A 15,624-nucleotide genomic window follows, 5' to 3' on the forward strand; every position below is an offset into this window, starting at 1 on the left:
ATAGCGTCAAGACGGACTTAAGACTGGGTCAGCGAAGAGCTGAGCCGCTCTACGCCGCCGACTGCATCGCCGCCGGCGCAATGCGAATGCCTCTTTCTTCGAGAATGGGCAGGACCGTGTCGCGGAAATAGGGAAATTCCTCGACATAATCGACGAAGGACAAGGTCGAGCCGCGGAAACCGGCCTCGTGCAGTTGCGTGATGCCGTCAGCCACCTGCTCGGGCGTGCCGGTCAGCGGGAAACCGCCATGGCCGGCCGCCATGCGGTCGCGGATCAGCGCCAGAAGGTCGTGCGGAAAGGACTGCGCATGCGCGAATTGCAGCCGCACCAGATTGTCGACGGCCGCCCAATCGGCATTGGCGCGGCCGAAATGTTCGAGATAATCTTTTGCCTCCTTCTCGGTCGGCCGGCAGACGACATGGGCGAAAGTCAGCACGTCGACAGCCCTGCCCGCCTTATTGCCCTGTTCTTTCAGCGCCGAGATCTCATCCTTTGAGCGCGACAGGTCGATGGCCGGCGTGAACAGGAAATCGGCATTGCGCACGGCGAATTTGCGGCCTTCTTCCGAGCCGGCCGCGTTGAGGATCGGCAGCGGCGAGGACGGACGCGGATCGCCGAGCACATCCTTGAGCTTGAACCAGGTGCCGTCCCAGTCGAAGGCTTCCGCGCGGCTCCACAAGGCGCGCACGATATCGAACCATTCCTGCGCGTAGCCGTAGCGCGTCGTATGGTCGTCGGGCAGCGTCAGCCCAAGTGCCTCATATTCCGGCTTGTTCCAGCCGGCGACGATGTTGAGGCCGATGCGGCCGCGGCTGATCCGGTCGATGGTCGCCAGTTGCTTGGCCACGACCACCGGATGGTTCGCCGCGGTATGGGTGGTGGCAAAGACGGTGATGTTGCGTGTGAGCGCGAGCAGCCCCGCCGCCCAGGTGATCGTCTCCAGCACGTTGCCGTGGAAGTTGGTCTCCCCGCCATAGCCGATCCAGCGCGCGATCGGCAGCATGAAGTCGATGCCGGCATCGTCGAGAAGCCGGGCGAGCTTGAGATTGTTGTCCCAGGAATTGTCCCAGCGCTCGGCGACTTTCGTGACGGTCATGCCGCCGGAACAGTTGGATGCGAAGGTGCCGAGAAAGAAGGGCTGCGTGCCAGGCGCGGACTTGTCGAGCATGCCCATGACGATGTTCTCCTCCGTTTTTCATTATAATTTATGATAGAAAGTCTATCATAAATTCATGTGGACGCAATCGCCTCGCTCAGCGCATGCTGTCGGTGAAGGACAGGCGGATGACCGAACGGCGCAGATCTTTGGAAACACAGGACAAGTTGCTGGACCGCGGCTGGCATCTGGCGCGCACGCCGCTGGAAATCGACGTCACCGAGGTCGAATATGCGCTGATGCGCTCCTACGAGGCGTTCGGCCACTGGCAGGCGGAGTGCCTCGCCACGGTGATCGAGTTTTCGGCCAGCGGCCCGGAAAACGCGCTGCTCCACATCATCAGGATGAACGACCGCCCGAAAAGCGTCCGCGATCTCGCCCAGATGACCAATCGCGACGACGTTCCCAACATCCAGTACAGCCTGCGCAAGCTGTTGAAGGGCGGGCTGATCACGCGCACCGGCAGCGGCAGGGCCGGCGTGACCTATGAGGTGACGCCGCTCGGCCATCGGGTCACCGAACGCTATGCCGATATCCGTTCGGTCCTGCTCATCGAGGCGGTGAAGCGCATCCCCGAAATGGCCGAAAAGCTCGAGGATGTCGCGCGCACCCTGGAACTGATGACGGGCATCTACGAGCAGGCGGCGCGCGCCGCCGCCACTCATCGCCGGCGCCATCCGCGGCCGGAACCCGCCGGCAAAGAGGATTAGCTGCGCGACGACGCAGCCTCGATCCGAACCGGCGCCGCCGCGCCATTCTGGCTCTGCGCCTTGGTCGTGATGAAGACCCCGGCGGTGATGATGGCGGCGCCTGCCCAAGTCAGCAAATGGTAATGCTCGCCGAGGAAGATCGTGCCGGCGAACAGGCCGACCGCTGCCGCGACATAGCCGATCTGGCTGAGATAGACCGGGCCGCCGACCGCCTGCAGGCGGAAGAAGAAGGCAAACATCGCCGAGGCCGAGGCGACCTGTCCAACGATCACCAGAGGCACGCCGGCGAGCGGCACAAAGGCCTGCCAGCCCAGAAGCGCCAAAATACCGATAAGCAGAAGCGTGGCCGAGGCCAGATGGCTGCCGACGGCGAGTTCGATCGGGCCGGTGCCTTCCGGCCAGTCGACGGTGCGGTAGATGTTGCCGGCGGCAAGGCTGACCGGGATGAAGAGCCCGATCGCGACCCAGAAATAGTCGGCCGGCTGGCCGGCCTCGCCGCGGGTGAGCGCGACCATCACCGCACCGACGAAGCCGACGGCGATGCCGATGACGCCGAGCAGATTGGGGCGCCTGACGCCGAGCAGGATCGAGAACACCAGCGTGACGACCGGCGACAGCGTGAACATGATGCCGGTGTAGCCGGCGCCGAGATGCGGAATGGCCGAGAACATCAACAAATTGGGGATCGCATAGGAAATCGCGGCGGTGATGATGAAATAGCGTAGCTTGCGCGGCGTCAGCCGGATGCGCTCGCCGCGCAGCAGAAGCGCCAGCAACAGCACGCCGCCGGCGCCCAGCGAAATGACGAAGGCCCAGACCATGGCCGGCACTCCGGCGGCGGTCGCAAGCTTGCCGAACGGCAGCGTCATGCCGAGCAGTCCGCCCGTCACGACCAGAAGTCCGATCGCCGAATCCCAGAGAAATTTCATCGAGCTGTCCTGTCGCTGCATGACCGCTTGGCGGTCGGTTCTTCTTGCGATAAGATAGCGTAAAGATTCTTTATGTCAAGATACTTTGCGGTGAGCAATATGGATCGAGCGGGCAGGGCCATGGAACAGTGGCGGCGGGAGCGGCCGGATCTCGACGTGTCGCCAATGGGCGTCATCGGGCGCTTGAACGAGGCCTCGGCACTGATCGCCCGCGACCGCCTTGCGCCGGTCTTCGGCCGCTTCGGGCTGCAGTCCGGCGAGTTCGACGTCCTGGCGACATTGCGCCGTTCCGGCGCGCCCTACGCGCTGACGCCGACCGAACTCTACGAGGCGACGATGGTCACGTCCGGCGCCATGACCGCCCGCCTCGACCGTCTGGAAAAGGCGGGACTGATCCAGCGCGCGCCGCACCCCAGCGACCGGCGCGGCGTTGTCGTGCAGCTCAGCGCGAAAGGTCGCGAGATCACCGACGAGGCGCTCACCGCCCACGTCGCCAACGAGCATGATATCCTTTCCGGTCTGACGCGCGAGGACCGGGAAATGCTGGCGAAACTGCTGGAAAAACTGATCGGCAGCCTTTGACCGGAAGCAATTCCAGGAGAAGTGAAGCGGCGCTCACCCTCTTCCTGGAATTGCTCTAACGATGGGCTGCAAGCCCCAGCCGGTCGGCCATCCATGGCCGATCAGCCGCCTGCGCGCTGTGCGACCCATCGCTTATGTTGCCATCGCCGATACGATACCATCAGACTGACCAGCCAAGCCGGCATGTTGAGGTAGAGCAGCGCGTCTCGCAAGCCATCGAGGTGGCGCTCGCTCATTGCCTTGTCCGAGAAATCCGGCATCGCTTCAAGTGTCGCTTCGGCTCGCTGACCCGTGTCCGCCCCTGTCGGCAACCTGGCTGCAAAGGCGATCTCTCGACGAAGACAGACCCGCTCGACGCGGTCCCTGATCTCTTCTTCGTACCCGACTCCGCATCGCATCAGTCGCGCATGCGTGGCTTCATGGACAATGGTCGAAGCGACATGTTTGGCCGTCATTGCGTCATCGATGAGGTAGCGTTCGTCCAGCTCGCAAGCCTTTGACGCCTCTGCCCACTGAGCTACCGAGGCCGGGAGGACCGTGACCAAAATCTGCCTGACATCGCGCAGCAAACGCCTGTATCGCACGGGGTCGAAATCTCGAATGAGCCCAAGCGCCTCGACTATTTTATCCGCGCCCTTGTCGGCGACGACTTGCAGGCCATCGATTGTCAGTTTGCGGCTGAGTTTGACAGCTCCTTGTCGCGCCAAGCGATCTACGAACGAGCGCATATCGCGTTGCGGCTCGACCGCTCTCTTTTGGCGCAAGGTTTCTTCGGAACTCAGTTGCGGTCGTCCGGAAAGCTTGGGATCGGCATGAACTCGACGCCGTCCTCGACGAGGCTCTGCGCCTCTTCCGGCGTCGCTTCGCCATAGATGCCGCGCGCATCGGTTTCGCCGAAATGGATCTTGCGCGCTTCCTCGGCGAATTTGTCGCCGACATAGTCGGCATTCTCGCGCACCTTCTCGGCCAGCACCTTCAGTTGCGCCAGCGCCTGCTTCTGCGCCTCGCCCATGGCGAGCGCGACCTTTTCCTGTTTGCGGGAGGTCGAGACCGCAGGCGCCATCAGCGCCTTTTCGACCTTGTGCGAGCCGCAGCTCGGGCAATCGACGAAGCCGCGCTTCTTCTGGATATCGAAGTCGTCATTGCTGCGGAACCACGCCTCGAATTCGTGCTCGTGCTCGCAGATCAGGGAAAAACGGATCAAGAGGCTGCACCCCTGAGACGCGGCGCCTCGCCGGCATTGACTGTGAAGTCGCGCGCGTTCTTCAGATTGGGGATCTTGCGGCGCGCGGCGAGCGACTGCGCGGGATCGATCTCGGCGACGATTACGCCCGGCTCGTTATGCGCCGCCTCGGCAATGACGCGTCCCCACGGATCGACGATCAGCGAATGGCCATAGGTCTCGCGGCCGTCCTCATGCAGTCCGCCCTGCGCGGCGGCGACGACATAGGCGCCGTTCTCGATGGCGCGGGCGCGCAGCAGCACGTGCCAATGCGCCTCGCCGGTCTGGCGCGTGAAGGCGGCAGGCACCGTCAGCACCTCGGCCCCGGCCATCGCCTCGGCACGGAACAGCTGCGGGAAGCGCAGGTCGTAGCAGACGGCAAAGCCCAGCTTCGTGCCGTCGATATCGGTCACGACCGCCTCCGTTCCCGGCTCGTAAGCAGCGGATTCGCGCCAGCTCTCGCCATTGTCGAGATCGACATCGAACATATGGATCTTGTCGTAGCCGGCGATCATGGCGCCGTCGGGCGAAAACAGGAAGGCGCGGTTGGCGAGCTTGCCGTCGGCGCGGCGGATCGCCGTCGAGCCGACATGCAGGTGGATGCCGAGCTCCTTCGCCAGCCGGCGCGCCGTGGCGACGACGATGTCCTTGTCCTCGGTGGTAAAGGCGGCCGCGCCCGCTTCCTTGTCGCGCACCAGTGCACCGGTCATTTCCGGCGTCTGGACATAGGTTGCGCCCTGGCCGGCGGCCTGGCGGACGAGGATCTCCATGTCGGCGGCGTTGCGCTCCGGGCTGGTGCCCGAACGCATCTGCACGGCGGCGGCCTTGAAAATACCCATGATCAGCTCCCGTTGACGAGCATCGCGTCCAGCCGGCCCTGCGACTCCAGTTCGTGGAGGTCGTCACAGCCGCCGACATGCGTGTCGCCTATGAAAATCTGCGGAAAAGTGGTTCGCCCATGCGCCTTCGAAATCATTTCCTGGCGCAGATCAGGCGAAAACGAGGCATCGTGCTCGGTATAGGCTACGCCCTTGCGGTCGAGCAGCCGCTTGGCGGCATTGCAATAGCCGCACATCATGCGGGTATAGATCGTCACATCAGCCATTGGCCGGCAATCCTCGCGCATGCCGTCCAGTGAGGTACGAAAACGACGTGCGGCAAACAACAAACTCAAACCTATATAGTCGTGGACTCATCGGGCCGAAAGTCCCCAGGCAGGACGCGGGCGAAAGTGAGGATGTCGACCGCTCCGGCGCCGCCCTTTTTCAGCGCCTTGGCGACCGCCCGCACCGTGGCGCCGGTGGTGTAGACGTCGTCGACGACCAGCACCCGGCGGCCCGAGATTTCGATTTCGGCCTCCGGCGGCACGCGGAAAGCGGCGCGCACGTTCTCCTCGCGCTCATGCCGTTCGAGCCCGACCTGCTGGCGCGTCAGCTTCACGCGCCTGACCGCCGATGGCGAGAAAGGCAGCCCGCCGAGCTTTGAAACGGCGCGTCCGAGCTCGGCCGATTGGTTGAACTGGCGCCGGAAGAAGCGCCGCCAATGCAGCGGCACCGGCACGACAAGGTCGGCCTCCGCGATCAACTCTGCTCCGGCGCGGACCATCCAGTTGGCCATCCACGGCGCGAGATCGGTTCGGTCCTGATATTTCAGCCCCTGCACCATCTGCCGCGCGACGCCCGAATAGAGGACGGCGGCCCGCGCCCGCTCGAAGGGCGGCGGATCGGCAATCGCCTCCGCGGACAGAAAGCCCTCGCCCATGTCATGCGTGAAAGGCGTGCCCATCACCGGGCACCAGGGCTTCTCCAGCAGCCTCAGCTTCGGCCAGCAGGCGCCGCACAGCACGCCAGGTTGCGACACATGGCGGCGGCAGCCGGCGCAAACCGGCGGAAACAACAGCCGCGCCGGCCAGGCAAGCGCCTGCCGCGTCATATCCTGGACCGCGCTGGTCTTGATCTTGCGCACCGGATCGGCCACGTGATTGGAACCCCCGCGCCACCTTAACACCACAGCGGCACGCAGGGACAACAGGAAGCTTTTCATTGCAGCCCTTGGTCGACACAGAGCTCTGGCTCGCGCGCAAGCGCCGCGCGCTCGCCCACCCCGTCGAAGGCGCCGATTTCCTGATGCGCCGCGTCGCGGAAGATCTTGCCGACCGGCTGGACGCAGTCGAACGCCGCTTCGGCAAGGCGGCCGCGCTGTTTTGCCAGACTTCGGCGACCGCCGAGGTGCTCGCCGGCAGCGGCAAGGTCGGCGAAATCGTGCGCGTCGAGATGGACGAAACGCTTCTGGCCGGCGACCCGGGCCTGGTGGTGCCGCCCGAGACGGTGCCCTTCGAGGATGCCAGCCTCGATCTCGTCGTCTGCCTGCTCTCGCTGCATGCGATGAACGACATTCCCGGCGTGCTCGCGCAGATCCGTCGGGCGCTGAAACCCGACGGCCTGTTCCTCGGCGCCCTCGCCGGCGCCGGCACGCTGGCGGAATTGCGCGAAAGCATGCTGGCGGCCGAGACGGAGCTCTACGGCGGCGCGAGCCCGCGCATCCTTCCTTTCACTGACGTGCGCGACGCAGGCGCGCTGTTGCAGCGCGCCGGCCTTGCATTGCCCGTCGCCGATGTCGAAACGGTCACGGTGCGCTACGATACGCTGTTCGATCTCGCCGCCGATCTGCGCGCCATGGGCGAAACCAGCGCGCTCGTCGATCGCAGCAGGCGGCCGGCAGGCAGGCGCCTGTTTGCCCGCGCCGCCGAAATCTACGCCGAACGGTTCGCGGACCCGGACGGCCGTATCCGCGCGAGCTTTTCGATTGTCTGGATGTCCGGCTGGGCGCCGGATGCCTCGCAGCAAAAGCCGCTCAAGCCCGGATCGGCCAAGGTCTCGCTGAAGGCGATCCTGGAGAACCCGCCGAAGAGCTGAACTGCGCCAGGTGAACCCTCTAGGCTAATGAGCGAAGGCGTTGGCCAGCTTGCTGTTGTTGTCGCTGAACAGCCACACCAGCCCGTCGGCGGCCTGTTGGACGCCGGCGATGATGGCGAGCGACAACACCACGACGATCAGGCCATATTCGATGGCCGTGGCGCCCGTCTCATCTTCAATGAATTGCTGCAACAGGTTTTTCATGGTCATCGATCCCTCATGCAGAAATTCTAATGTCCCACCCGTTAAGAAAGGTTAACGGTAAAAGCTTAACAGCGAGTGAAACGCCGCTGTCCCTGAAAATCATTAACCACGTCAGCACTCGCCGCTGCGGCTGCCGTCATTGCGGATGACGCAGACTGAACTGGGCATTGGCTGCAGAACGCTGCGGCGCACCGTATATGTATTGGTGCGATGGCCGATCGATCCGGTCGCGGTCATGTCGAGCCCGCCGACGAAGCCGTCGCGGGCACTCTGCGGCCTTGTCTGATTGTCCAGGAAGGGCGTTGCGATCAGGGCCAACGCCACCGCGGCCGAGCCGAACAGCAGCGTGATCCGCAGAATGCCCATGCCGGCGTCCATCGCGCGAAAGCCGCGGTCGGACCGGATCGAGTCCCACTCTCTTTCAAGGCTCATGCCTGTGTTTCCCAGTCGTCGACGGTCTCGCCGCGCGAGACGGCTCCGCGCAATTTTTCACGCCGAGATAAATCTTCCATTAACGCTGGCTAAAGCACCTGCAGGAAAAAGCGTGAACACTCACCGTCTTCGGGAAACGCTGAGTTGCCGCAAAGGCAGGTCGCGAAATTACAAAAGGTCGATGAGGAACTGGATCAGCGGCGCGTCGGCCGGCGGCATCGGATAGTCGCGCATCTGTTTTGGCCGGACCCACTTCAGCCCCTGGCCTTCCTTCGGCTGGGCGATGCCGCGGAAGCGGCGGCAGACATAGAGCGGCATCAACAGATGGAAATCGTCATAGGAGTGGCTGGCGAAGGTGAGCGGCGCCAGGCACGGAATCTCGGTCTCGACGCCCAGTTCCTCCTGCAGCTCGCGGACCAGGCACTCTTCCGGCGTCTCGCCGGGCTCGACCTTGCCGCCTGGAAACTCCCACAGGCCGGCAAGCTGCTTGCCCTGAGGACGCTGCGCCAGAAGCACGCGCCTGTCGGTGTCGACCAGCGCGCAGGCGGCGACCAGCAGCAGGCGCTTCCCGGTTGGCTTGACCTCGCTCATGCGCCTGGCGGCCGTCGATAGTGGTAGCGATAGACTTCCTCGAAGCCGAGCGACCGGTAAAGCGCGAGCGCCGGCGCGTTGCTGGCTTCGACCTGCAGCCAGGCCTCGCGCGCGCCGCGCAGCCGCGCCCACTTGAGCGCGGACAGAATGAGGTTGCGGCCATGGCCCTTTTTGCGCGCCGACTTTTCGGTGGCGACTTCGAACAGCCCGGCAAGGTCGCCGTCGTGAACGCAGATCAGCGTCGCCAGCGGCTCATTCCCGTCCTCGAGCGCGAACAGCCCTGCTTCCGGCTGGATCGCGCCGATGACCTCGGACAGGCCGGGCCGCAGCGAGGCGTCCGCGCCGCCGGTCTTGAGCGATGCGCCGATGAAGCGGCTGATGTCCTTGAGCGGGATCTGATCCATGGCCGCGCCGAGCTCGAGCTCTTTCAGCGGCAGCCGCATGACCAGGGATTCGTCGAACCTGTTCCATCCGGCCTTGTCGAGGTGGGTGGACAGCACCTGCCCCGACAGCGGCGACATGCGGAAGGTCAGCGGCCGGCCATAGGCGTCGAAGCGCCGCGCGGCGCGGCCGATACGCTCCTCGATGGCATGCGTGTCGCCGGGATCGAGCGGATTGACCGAGTTCAGGCGCTTGGCGGGGTGCCCGGCGGTGAGCCGCACCACCCAGGTCCCGTCATAATGGACGGCCGCCGCCGGCCAGGCGCGAAATCCCGCCGCCTCGTAGCGGCGCACGACCGCCAGCACGCTTGCCGGATGCCTCGACACCGGCGCCATCAGCTCCGGTAATCGCCGTTGATGGCGACATATTCCTTGGTGAGGTCGCAGGTCCACACCGTTGCCTTGCCGCGGCCGATGCCGATGTCGGCGCGGATGCGGATATCGTCGCGCTTCATATAGGCCGACGTCGCTTCCTCGGAGTAGGCCGGATCGCGCTCGCCCTCATGCGCGAGCCGATTGTCGCCGAACCAGATCGACAGCCGGTCGCGGTCGGCCGGCTCGCCGGCCTTGCCGACGGCCATGACGACGCGGCCCCAATTGGCGTCCTCGCCCGCGACCGCCGTCTTGACCAGCGGCGAGTTGGCGATCGAAAGTGCGATGCGCTTGGCCGAGCGCGCCGACTTGGCGCCGGTCACCGTGACCTCGACCTGCTTGCGCGCGCCCTCGCCGTCGCGCACCACCTGCAGCGCCAGCGACTTCAGCACCTTGCCGAGCGCCCGGCGGAACGCGCCGAGCCGCGCATCCTTTGGATCGCTGATTGTCGGGGCGCCGCGCGCGGCGGCCTTGCCGGTGGCGAAGAAAAGCAGCGTGTCGCTGGTCGAGGTGTCGCTGTCGACGGTAACGGCATTGAAAGTCTTGGCCGTGCCGCGCGACAACAGGTCCTGAAGCACGGAAGCCGCGATCGGCGCGTCGGTGGCGATGAAGGAGAGCATCGTGGCCATGTCCGGCGCGATCATGCCGGCGCCCTTGGCGATGCCATTGATGGTGACGTCGGCATCGCCGAGCTTGACCGTCGCCGTCGCCACCTTGGGGTAGGTGTCGGTGGTCATGATGGCCTTGGCCGCCTCGGTCCACAGGTCGGGCTTGCCGTCCTTGACCAGGCCGGCGAGCAAATGGCTGAATTTGTTGGTGTCGAGCGGCTCGCCGATGACGCCGGTCGAGGCCAGGAACACTTCGTTCTCGGAGCATTCCGCGGCCTTGGCCGCCGCCTCGCCGGTCAGCGCGGTCGAAGCCTTGCCCTTCTTGCCGGTGAAGGCATTGGCATTGCCGGAATTGACCACCAGCACGCGCGCCTTGCCGGCGGGCAGGTTCTGGCGGCAAAAGTCGACCGGAGCCGACGGACATTTCGACCTGGTGAACACACCGGCCACGGCGGTGCCCGGATCGAAGACCATGGCGAGCAGGTCGGTGCGGCCCTTGTACTTGATGCCGGCTTCCGCGGTCGCGATGCGGACACCCTCGATGACCGGCATCTTCGGATATTTCTTCGGTGCGAGCGGCGAAATCGTAGCGGACATCATGACCCCGGAGCGGCAATAAAGCGAAAGGAAGGCCGGTTTGCCCGATAGCGCGCCCCGGCGCAAGGGCGTTCTGGCCGCGCCTCACCGGCCGGACCAAGCGCCTCGCGACCGAAAACGCATCGTTTCGTTTCACCGGCGAAGTCAATATGATTGGCGACAGATTCACCGGCTAAGGAAGAACGGAATGGGCGAGGCCGCCGCTCGCGGGCGCAAGTCGATCGGCGCGAAACGCAATCCCGAGAGCGCCGACGCCATTGTCGAGGCGGCCGAGGCGGTGCTGCGCGAGGCCGGCTATGCCGGCTTCTCGATCGAGGCCGTTGCCCGGCGGGCGCGGGCGGGAAAACCGACCATCTATCGCTGGTGGCCGAGCAAGGCGGCGCTGCTGATCGAGGTCTACCAGCGCCAGAAGCGCGTCGAGACGCCCGACACCGGAAACGTCGAGGATGATCTGGCCGGCTTCCTCAGAAACCTGTTCGCGCATTGGCGCGACACTCCGTCCGGCAACATCTTCCGCTCGCTGGTCGCCGAAGCGCAGTCGGACGAGACGGCCGCGGCCGCGCTTGCCGAATATTCTTGGGCGCGCCGTGGCCACACCGGGCTGATGATCGAGCGCGCCAAGGCGCGCGGCGAGGTGGCGGCGGATATCGATGCCGGGATCGTCGCCGACCTGATCGCTTCCTACGCCTGGCGGCATCTGCTGAGCAATCGCCTCGATGAGGATGAAGCCGCTATCCGCGCCGCCGTGCGCTATGTGGTGCGAGGGATAAGCCGGGCCTGATAACGAAAGGGCGCCCACAGGCGCCCTTTGCAGAACTGTCAGCCGGCGGCGATTACTTGCTGCCTTCCAGCGCGTCGATGTCCTTCTTGAGCTTCGCGTCCGGGATCTCGACCTTGGCGGCGGCGCGCAGGTCCTTGACCATGGCGAAATATTTGTCGCGGATCACCGCCTGCTTGGCCTGGTCCTTGACGTCGTCGAAGGCCGGCGGCTGCTTGGCGCGCTTGTCCTCGACCTTGATGACGTGCCAGCCGAACTGCGACTGCACCGGCTCCTTGGAATATTTACCGACCTCGAGCGCGAAGGCCGCCTTGTCGAATTCCGGCACCATCTGCCCCGGGCCGAACCAGCCGAGGTCGCCGCCGTTGGTCTTGCCGCTCGGATCGCTGGTATGCTCGTTGGCTAGCTTCTGGAAATCGGCGCCGCCGTCGAGCTGCTTGATGATCGCGTCCGCCTCTTCCTTCGTCTTCACGAGGATGTGACGGGCGTGGATTTCATTGACCGGCGGCGTGTTGGCGATTTCCTGGTCGTAGCGGGCGCGCACTTCGGCGTCCGTCACCTTGTCGACCACTTCCTTCTCGACGACTGCGCCATGCAGGGCGCGCGCCTGCAGGAAAGCCATGCGGCGCTGGAAGTCCGGATCCTTGTCGAGGCCTGCGTCGACCGCCTTCTTGGCCATGACGCGGATTTCGATCGCCGCCGAAAGGGCGGCCGCGCGGCGCTGCTCGGCCGGCAGCTGCGCGAACTGTTGCGACAGTTCGCCTTCGGCGAGCTGCAGGTCGGCCTCGGTCAGCTTCTCGCCATTGACGGTGGCAACCACGGCATTGGGATCGACCGGAGCCGCGGGAGCAGCAGCAGGCGCTGCGGCATCCGGCTGGGCCGGCGCGGTCTCCTGTGCCATCAGCGGCGACAGGCAGAGAGCCGAGAGCCCGAAGGCCAGGCCGAGGCTGGCGAGCGAGGCACGGCGGAACGACAAGGACATCAAGATAACTCCAATGGGATTGCCAATAAGGATCGCGTGAGCGAAAGGATTCCAGATCAGTCGGATTGTGGCGGAATTTGGCGCTGCCCATAGGGCTAACGCGGCGTTGACATCGATTGAGCCCCCTCTTATCTGTCCAACGACTTGGCGTCCAGAACCGTTTTCCGGGCGCTTTTTGCGTTTGTCCGCATTCACGCGGATTTGATGGGCCCGCCCGGTGCCTGTCGCAAACGGCTAAAATTGCTATCGAAAGGGCCATTGGATGGTCAGTCTCGGCGGTCTCGCCCGTAAGGTTTTCGGTTCCTCCAACGACCGCCGTGTCAAGTCGACCCGGCCCCGCGTCGAGGCCATCAACGCCATGGAAAACGAGATGCGGGCGCTTTCCGACGCCGATCTCAGGGGCCGAACCGAAAAATTCCGCCAGGATCTCGCCAATGGCGCTTCGCTCGACGACCTGCTGGTCCCGGCCTTCGCCACCGTGCGCGAAGCGGCCCGCCGCGTGCTCGGCATGCGGCCTTTTGACGTGCAATTGATCGGCGGCATGGTGCTGCACAATGGCGGCATCGCCGAGATGCGCACCGGCGAGGGCAAGACCCTGGTCGCCACCTTGCCGGTCTATCTCAACGCATTGGCCAGCAAGGGCGTGCATGTCGTCACCGTCAACGACTACCTCGCCAAGCGCGACGCCGAATGGATGGGCCGCGTCTACAAGTTCCTCGGCCTGAGCGTCGGCATCATCGTCCACGGCCTTTCCGACGACGAGCGCCGCGATGCCTACGCCTGCGACGTCACCTATGCCACCAACAATGAGCTCGGCTTCGACTATCTGCGCGACAACATGAAATATGAGCGCGCCCAGATGGTGCAGCGCGGCCATTCCTACGCCATCGTCGACGAGGTCGATTCCATCCTGGTCGACGAGGCGCGCACGCCGCTGATCATTTCCGGTCCGCTCGAGGACCGCTCGGAAATGTACAACACCATCGACGCCTTCATGCTGAAGCTCGGCCCGGCCGACTATGAGGTCGACGAGAAGCAGAAGACGACGATCTTCACCGAGGACGGCACCGAGAAGCTGGAGAACATGCTGCGCGACGCCGGCCTCTTGAAAGGCGAGTCGCTCTACGACGTCGAGAACGTCGCCATCGTCCACCACGTCAACAATGCGCTGAAGGCGCATCTGCTGTTCCAGAAGGACCGCGACTACATCGTGCGCAATGGCGAGATCGTCATCATCGACGAGTTCACCGGCCGCATGATGCCCGGACGCCGCTATTCGGAGGGCCTGCACCAGGCGCTTGAAGCCAAGGAGCATGTGCAGATCCAGCCGGAGAACCAGACGCTGGCCTCCGTCACCTTCCAGAACTACTTCCGCCTCTACAAGAAGCTCGCCGGCATGACCGGCACGGCGCTGACCGAGGCCGAGGAGTTCGGCAACATCTACGGCCTCGAGGTCACCGAGATCCCGACCAACTTGCCGGTCGTCCGCAAGGACGAGGACGACGAGGTCTACCGTACGGTCGAGGAGAAGTACAAGGCGATCGTCAAGGAAATCCGCGAAGCCAGTGCCAAGGGCCAGCCGACGCTGGTCGGCACGACCTCGATCGAGAAATCCGAGCAGCTGGCCGAGCGCCTGCGCAAGGACGGCTTCAAGAACTTCGAAGTGCTGAACGCCCGCCATCACGAGCGCGAGGCGGCCATCGTCGCCCAGGCCGGCAAGCCCGGCGCCATCACCATCGCCACCAACATGGCCGGCCGCGGCACCGACATCAAGCTTGGCGGCAACGCCGAAATGCGCATCGCCGAGGAATTGGGCGACATGCCCGAGGGCCCCGAGCGCGCGGCGCGTGAAAAGGAGATCAATGACGACGTCGAGCGCCTGAAGGAAAAGGCGCTGGCCGCCGGCGGCCTTTATGTTCTGGCCACCGAGCGCCATGAATCGCGCCGCATCGACAATCAGCTGCGTGGCCGCTCCGGCCGCCAGGGCGACCCGGGCCGCTCGAAGTTCTTCCTGTCGCTGCAGGACGATTTGATGCGCATCTTCGGCTCAGAGCGCATGGACGGCATGCTGCAGAAGCTCGGCCTCAAGGAAGACGAGGCGATCATCCATCCCTGGATCAACAAGGCGCTGGAGAAGGCGCAGAAGAAGGTCGAGGCGCGCAACTTCGATATCCGCAAGAACCTGCTGAAGTATGACGACGTCTCCAACGACCAGCGCAAAGCGGTGTTCCAGCGCCGCATCGAACTGATGGACGGCGAAGGCCTGTCGGAGACGATTACCGAGATGCGCGAAGGCGTCATCGAGGAGATCGTCGCCAAGAACATCCCCGAAAACGCCTATGCCGAGCAGTGGAACGTCGCCGGCCTCAAGGAGGAAGTGGCGCAGTATCTCAACCTCGACCTGCCGGTCGAGCAATGGGTCAAGGAAGAGGGCATCGCCGAGGACGACATCCGCGAGCGCATCACCACTGCCGCCGACGCCGCCGCCAAGGAGCGCGCCGACCGCTTCGGTCCAGACGTGATGAACTATGTCGAGCGTTCGGTCGTGCTGCAGACGCTCGACCACCTGTGGCGCGAGCACATCGTCAATCTCGACCATCTGCGCTCGGTCGTCGGCTTCCGCGGCTACGCCCAGCGCGACCCGCTGCAGGAATACAAGGGCGAAGCTTTCGAGCTGTTCCAGGGCCTGCTCGGCAATCTCGGCCAGGCCGTGACCGCGCAGCTGATGCGCGTCGAGCTGGTGCGCCAGGCAGCGGACGCGCCTCCGCCCGAAGCCCCCGAGATGTTCGGCAGCCATATCGACGGCACCACAGGCGAGGACGACTTCCAGGGCGGCGAGACGGCGCTTCTGATGCGCCAGGAAACCAGCGCCGTCGTCGCGCCGGAAAACCGCGACCCGAAGAACCCGGCGACCTGGGGCAAGATCGGCCGCAACGAAGCCTGCCCTTGCGGCTCCGGCAAGAAATACAAGCACTGCCACGGCGCCTTCACCTGACCCTTTTCCTTCTCCCCGATTGCGGGGAGAAGGTGCCCGAAGGGCGGATGAGGGGCAGCGCCAACGTTCCGCCATATCAGCGGAACGCCGGACTTGTTCCAGGCTTTCCTA

The 15,624-nt window shown here is 64.7% G+C and carries 18 protein-coding genes; 5 read left to right on the forward strand and 13 right to left on the reverse strand.

Going from position 1 to position 15,624, the window contains the following annotated elements; genetic code table 11:
* Positions 1–49: 49 nt before the first annotated feature.
* Positions 50–1,174, reverse strand: a complete 1,125-nt coding sequence (locus tag KVT37_RS10985) for an LLM class flavin-dependent oxidoreductase (protein ID WP_217572634.1) — start codon at positions 1,172–1,174, stop codon at positions 50–52.
* 110 nt (positions 1,175–1,284) lie between these two features.
* On the opposite strand from KVT37_RS10985, the gene KVT37_RS10990 reads away from it, so the two are divergent.
* Positions 1,285–1,866 carry a winged helix DNA-binding protein gene (locus KVT37_RS10990; RefSeq protein ID WP_217572636.1) on the forward strand — a complete coding sequence of 194 codons (582 nt, stop codon included), beginning with the start codon at positions 1,285–1,287 and terminating at the stop codon, positions 1,864–1,866.
* Here KVT37_RS10990 and KVT37_RS10995 read toward each other — a convergent pair.
* Positions 1,863–2,795 carry a DMT family transporter gene (locus KVT37_RS10995; protein WP_217572638.1) on the reverse strand — a complete coding sequence of 311 codons (933 nt, stop codon included), beginning with the start codon at positions 2,793–2,795 and terminating at the stop codon, positions 1,863–1,865. The genes KVT37_RS10990 and KVT37_RS10995 overlap by 4 nt on opposite strands.
* A gap of 99 nt (positions 2,796–2,894) precedes the next feature.
* On the opposite strand from KVT37_RS10995, the gene KVT37_RS11000 reads away from it, so the two are divergent.
* Positions 2,895–3,377: a MarR family winged helix-turn-helix transcriptional regulator gene (locus KVT37_RS11000; protein ID WP_217573265.1), complete on the forward strand. Its 483-nt coding sequence runs from the start codon at positions 2,895–2,897 to the stop codon at positions 3,375–3,377.
* A gap of 101 nt (positions 3,378–3,478) precedes the next feature.
* Here KVT37_RS11000 and KVT37_RS11005 read toward each other — a convergent pair whose 3' ends face one another.
* From KVT37_RS11005 to KVT37_RS11025, 5 genes are all read right to left on the reverse strand, one after another.
* Positions 3,479–4,105 carry a hypothetical protein gene (locus tag KVT37_RS11005; RefSeq protein WP_217572640.1) on the reverse strand — a complete coding sequence of 209 codons (627 nt, stop codon included), beginning with the start codon at positions 4,103–4,105 and terminating at the stop codon, positions 3,479–3,481.
* 50 nt (positions 4,106–4,155) lie between these two features.
* Positions 4,156–4,581 (reverse strand): DUF1178 family protein, encoded by a 426-nt coding sequence (locus KVT37_RS11010; RefSeq protein ID WP_217572642.1) that lies wholly within the window; start codon positions 4,579–4,581, stop codon positions 4,156–4,158.
* Positions 4,578–5,438: a carbon-nitrogen hydrolase family protein gene (locus KVT37_RS11015; RefSeq protein WP_217572644.1), complete on the reverse strand. Its 861-nt coding sequence runs from the start codon at positions 5,436–5,438 to the stop codon at positions 4,578–4,580. Before KVT37_RS11015 ends, KVT37_RS11010 begins: the two co-directional genes overlap by 4 nt.
* Positions 5,439–5,440: 2 nt before the next feature.
* Positions 5,441–5,704 carry a glutaredoxin 3 gene (grxC, locus tag KVT37_RS11020; RefSeq protein ID WP_217572646.1) on the reverse strand — a complete coding sequence of 88 codons (264 nt, stop codon included), beginning with the start codon at positions 5,702–5,704 and terminating at the stop codon, positions 5,441–5,443.
* Between the two features lie 71 nt (positions 5,705–5,775).
* A complete protein-coding gene (locus KVT37_RS11025) occupies positions 5,776–6,576 on the reverse strand; it encodes a ComF family protein (protein ID WP_217572648.1) in 801 nt (266 codons plus the stop codon).
* Positions 6,577–6,641: 65 nt separating this feature from the next.
* On the opposite strand from KVT37_RS11025, the gene KVT37_RS11030 reads away from it, so the two are divergent.
* Complete coding sequence (locus tag KVT37_RS11030) at positions 6,642–7,514, forward strand: methyltransferase domain-containing protein (protein WP_217572650.1); 873 nt, start codon at positions 6,642–6,644, stop codon at positions 7,512–7,514.
* Positions 7,515–7,538: 24 nt separating this feature from the next.
* Here KVT37_RS11030 and KVT37_RS11035 read toward each other — a convergent pair whose 3' ends face one another.
* The 5 genes from KVT37_RS11035 to argJ form a co-directional block, all read right to left on the reverse strand.
* Positions 7,539–7,724: a Flp family type IVb pilin gene (locus KVT37_RS11035; RefSeq protein WP_217572670.1), complete on the reverse strand. Its 186-nt coding sequence runs from the start codon at positions 7,722–7,724 to the stop codon at positions 7,539–7,541.
* A gap of 105 nt (positions 7,725–7,829) precedes the next feature.
* Positions 7,830–8,150, reverse strand: coding sequence for a hypothetical protein (locus KVT37_RS11040; protein ID WP_217572672.1), 321 nt, complete (start codon positions 8,148–8,150; stop codon positions 7,830–7,832).
* Between the two features lie 168 nt (positions 8,151–8,318).
* Positions 8,319–8,741, reverse strand: a complete 423-nt coding sequence (locus KVT37_RS11045) for a (deoxy)nucleoside triphosphate pyrophosphohydrolase (protein WP_217572674.1) — start codon at positions 8,739–8,741, stop codon at positions 8,319–8,321.
* Complete coding sequence (locus KVT37_RS11050; protein ID WP_217572676.1) at positions 8,738–9,517, reverse strand: N-acetyltransferase; 780 nt, start codon at positions 9,515–9,517, stop codon at positions 8,738–8,740. The genes KVT37_RS11045 and KVT37_RS11050 overlap by 4 nt, the downstream gene beginning before the upstream one ends.
* Complete coding sequence (gene argJ, locus KVT37_RS11055; RefSeq protein ID WP_217573267.1) at positions 9,517–10,758, reverse strand: bifunctional glutamate N-acetyltransferase/amino-acid acetyltransferase ArgJ; 1,242 nt, start codon at positions 10,756–10,758, stop codon at positions 9,517–9,519. The genes KVT37_RS11050 and argJ overlap by 1 nt, the downstream gene beginning before the upstream one ends.
* A gap of 187 nt (positions 10,759–10,945) precedes the next feature.
* Here argJ and KVT37_RS11060 point away from each other — a divergent pair, with 187 nt between their 5' ends.
* Complete coding sequence (locus KVT37_RS11060) at positions 10,946–11,539, forward strand: TetR/AcrR family transcriptional regulator (protein WP_217572677.1); 594 nt, start codon at positions 10,946–10,948, stop codon at positions 11,537–11,539.
* Positions 11,540–11,591: 52 nt separating this feature from the next.
* Here the strand turns inward: KVT37_RS11060 and KVT37_RS11065 are convergent, their stop codons facing one another.
* Positions 11,592–12,518, reverse strand: coding sequence for a peptidylprolyl isomerase (locus KVT37_RS11065; RefSeq protein WP_217572679.1), 927 nt, complete (start codon positions 12,516–12,518; stop codon positions 11,592–11,594).
* A 262-nt stretch (positions 12,519–12,780) separates the two neighbouring features.
* Here KVT37_RS11065 and secA point away from each other — a divergent pair, with 262 nt between their 5' ends.
* Positions 12,781–15,513, forward strand: a complete 2,733-nt coding sequence (gene secA, locus KVT37_RS11070; RefSeq protein ID WP_217572681.1) for a preprotein translocase subunit SecA — start codon at positions 12,781–12,783, stop codon at positions 15,511–15,513.
* The last annotated feature ends 111 nt before the right edge of the window (positions 15,514–15,624 follow it).

The organism is Mesorhizobium sp. GbtcB19 (assembly GCF_019091085.1).
GTDB lineage: Bacteria > Pseudomonadota > Alphaproteobacteria > Rhizobiales > Rhizobiaceae > Mesorhizobium.

What these genes read in the sequence shown, in the direction of transcription:
- KVT37_RS10985 (WP_217572634.1), bottom strand. Translation starts at nt 1,174, where the DNA reads ATGGGCATGCTCGACAAGTCCGCGCCTGGCACGCAGCCCTTCTTTCTC.
- KVT37_RS10990 (WP_217572636.1), top strand. Translation starts at nt 1,285, where the DNA reads ATGACCGAACGGCGCAGATCTTTGGAAACACAGGACAAGTTGCTGGAC.
- KVT37_RS10995 (WP_217572638.1), bottom strand. Translation starts at nt 2,795, where the DNA reads ATGAAATTTCTCTGGGATTCGGCGATCGGACTTCTGGTCGTGACGGGC.
- KVT37_RS11000 (WP_217573265.1), top strand. Translation starts at nt 2,895, where the DNA reads ATGGATCGAGCGGGCAGGGCCATGGAACAGTGGCGGCGGGAGCGGCCG.
- KVT37_RS11005 (WP_217572640.1), bottom strand. Translation starts at nt 4,105, where the DNA reads ATGCGCTCGTTCGTAGATCGCTTGGCGCGACAAGGAGCTGTCAAACTC.
- KVT37_RS11015 (WP_217572644.1), bottom strand. Translation starts at nt 5,438, where the DNA reads ATGGGTATTTTCAAGGCCGCCGCCGTGCAGATGCGTTCGGGCACCAGC.
- grxC (WP_217572646.1), bottom strand. Translation starts at nt 5,704, where the DNA reads ATGGCTGATGTGACGATCTATACCCGCATGATGTGCGGCTATTGCAAT.
- KVT37_RS11035 (WP_217572670.1), bottom strand. Translation starts at nt 7,724, where the DNA reads ATGACCATGAAAAACCTGTTGCAGCAATTCATTGAAGATGAGACGGGC.
- KVT37_RS11040 (WP_217572672.1), bottom strand. Translation starts at nt 8,150, where the DNA reads ATGAGCCTTGAAAGAGAGTGGGACTCGATCCGGTCCGACCGCGGCTTT.
- KVT37_RS11045 (WP_217572674.1), bottom strand. Translation starts at nt 8,741, where the DNA reads ATGAGCGAGGTCAAGCCAACCGGGAAGCGCCTGCTGCTGGTCGCCGCC.
- KVT37_RS11050 (WP_217572676.1), bottom strand. Translation starts at nt 9,517, where the DNA reads ATGGCGCCGGTGTCGAGGCATCCGGCAAGCGTGCTGGCGGTCGTGCGC.
- argJ (WP_217573267.1), bottom strand. Translation starts at nt 10,758, where the DNA reads ATGTCCGCTACGATTTCGCCGCTCGCACCGAAGAAATATCCGAAGATG.
- KVT37_RS11060 (WP_217572677.1), top strand. Translation starts at nt 10,946, where the DNA reads ATGGGCGAGGCCGCCGCTCGCGGGCGCAAGTCGATCGGCGCGAAACGC.
- KVT37_RS11065 (WP_217572679.1), bottom strand. Translation starts at nt 12,518, where the DNA reads ATGTCCTTGTCGTTCCGCCGTGCCTCGCTCGCCAGCCTCGGCCTGGCC.
- secA (WP_217572681.1), top strand. Translation starts at nt 12,781, where the DNA reads ATGGTCAGTCTCGGCGGTCTCGCCCGTAAGGTTTTCGGTTCCTCCAAC.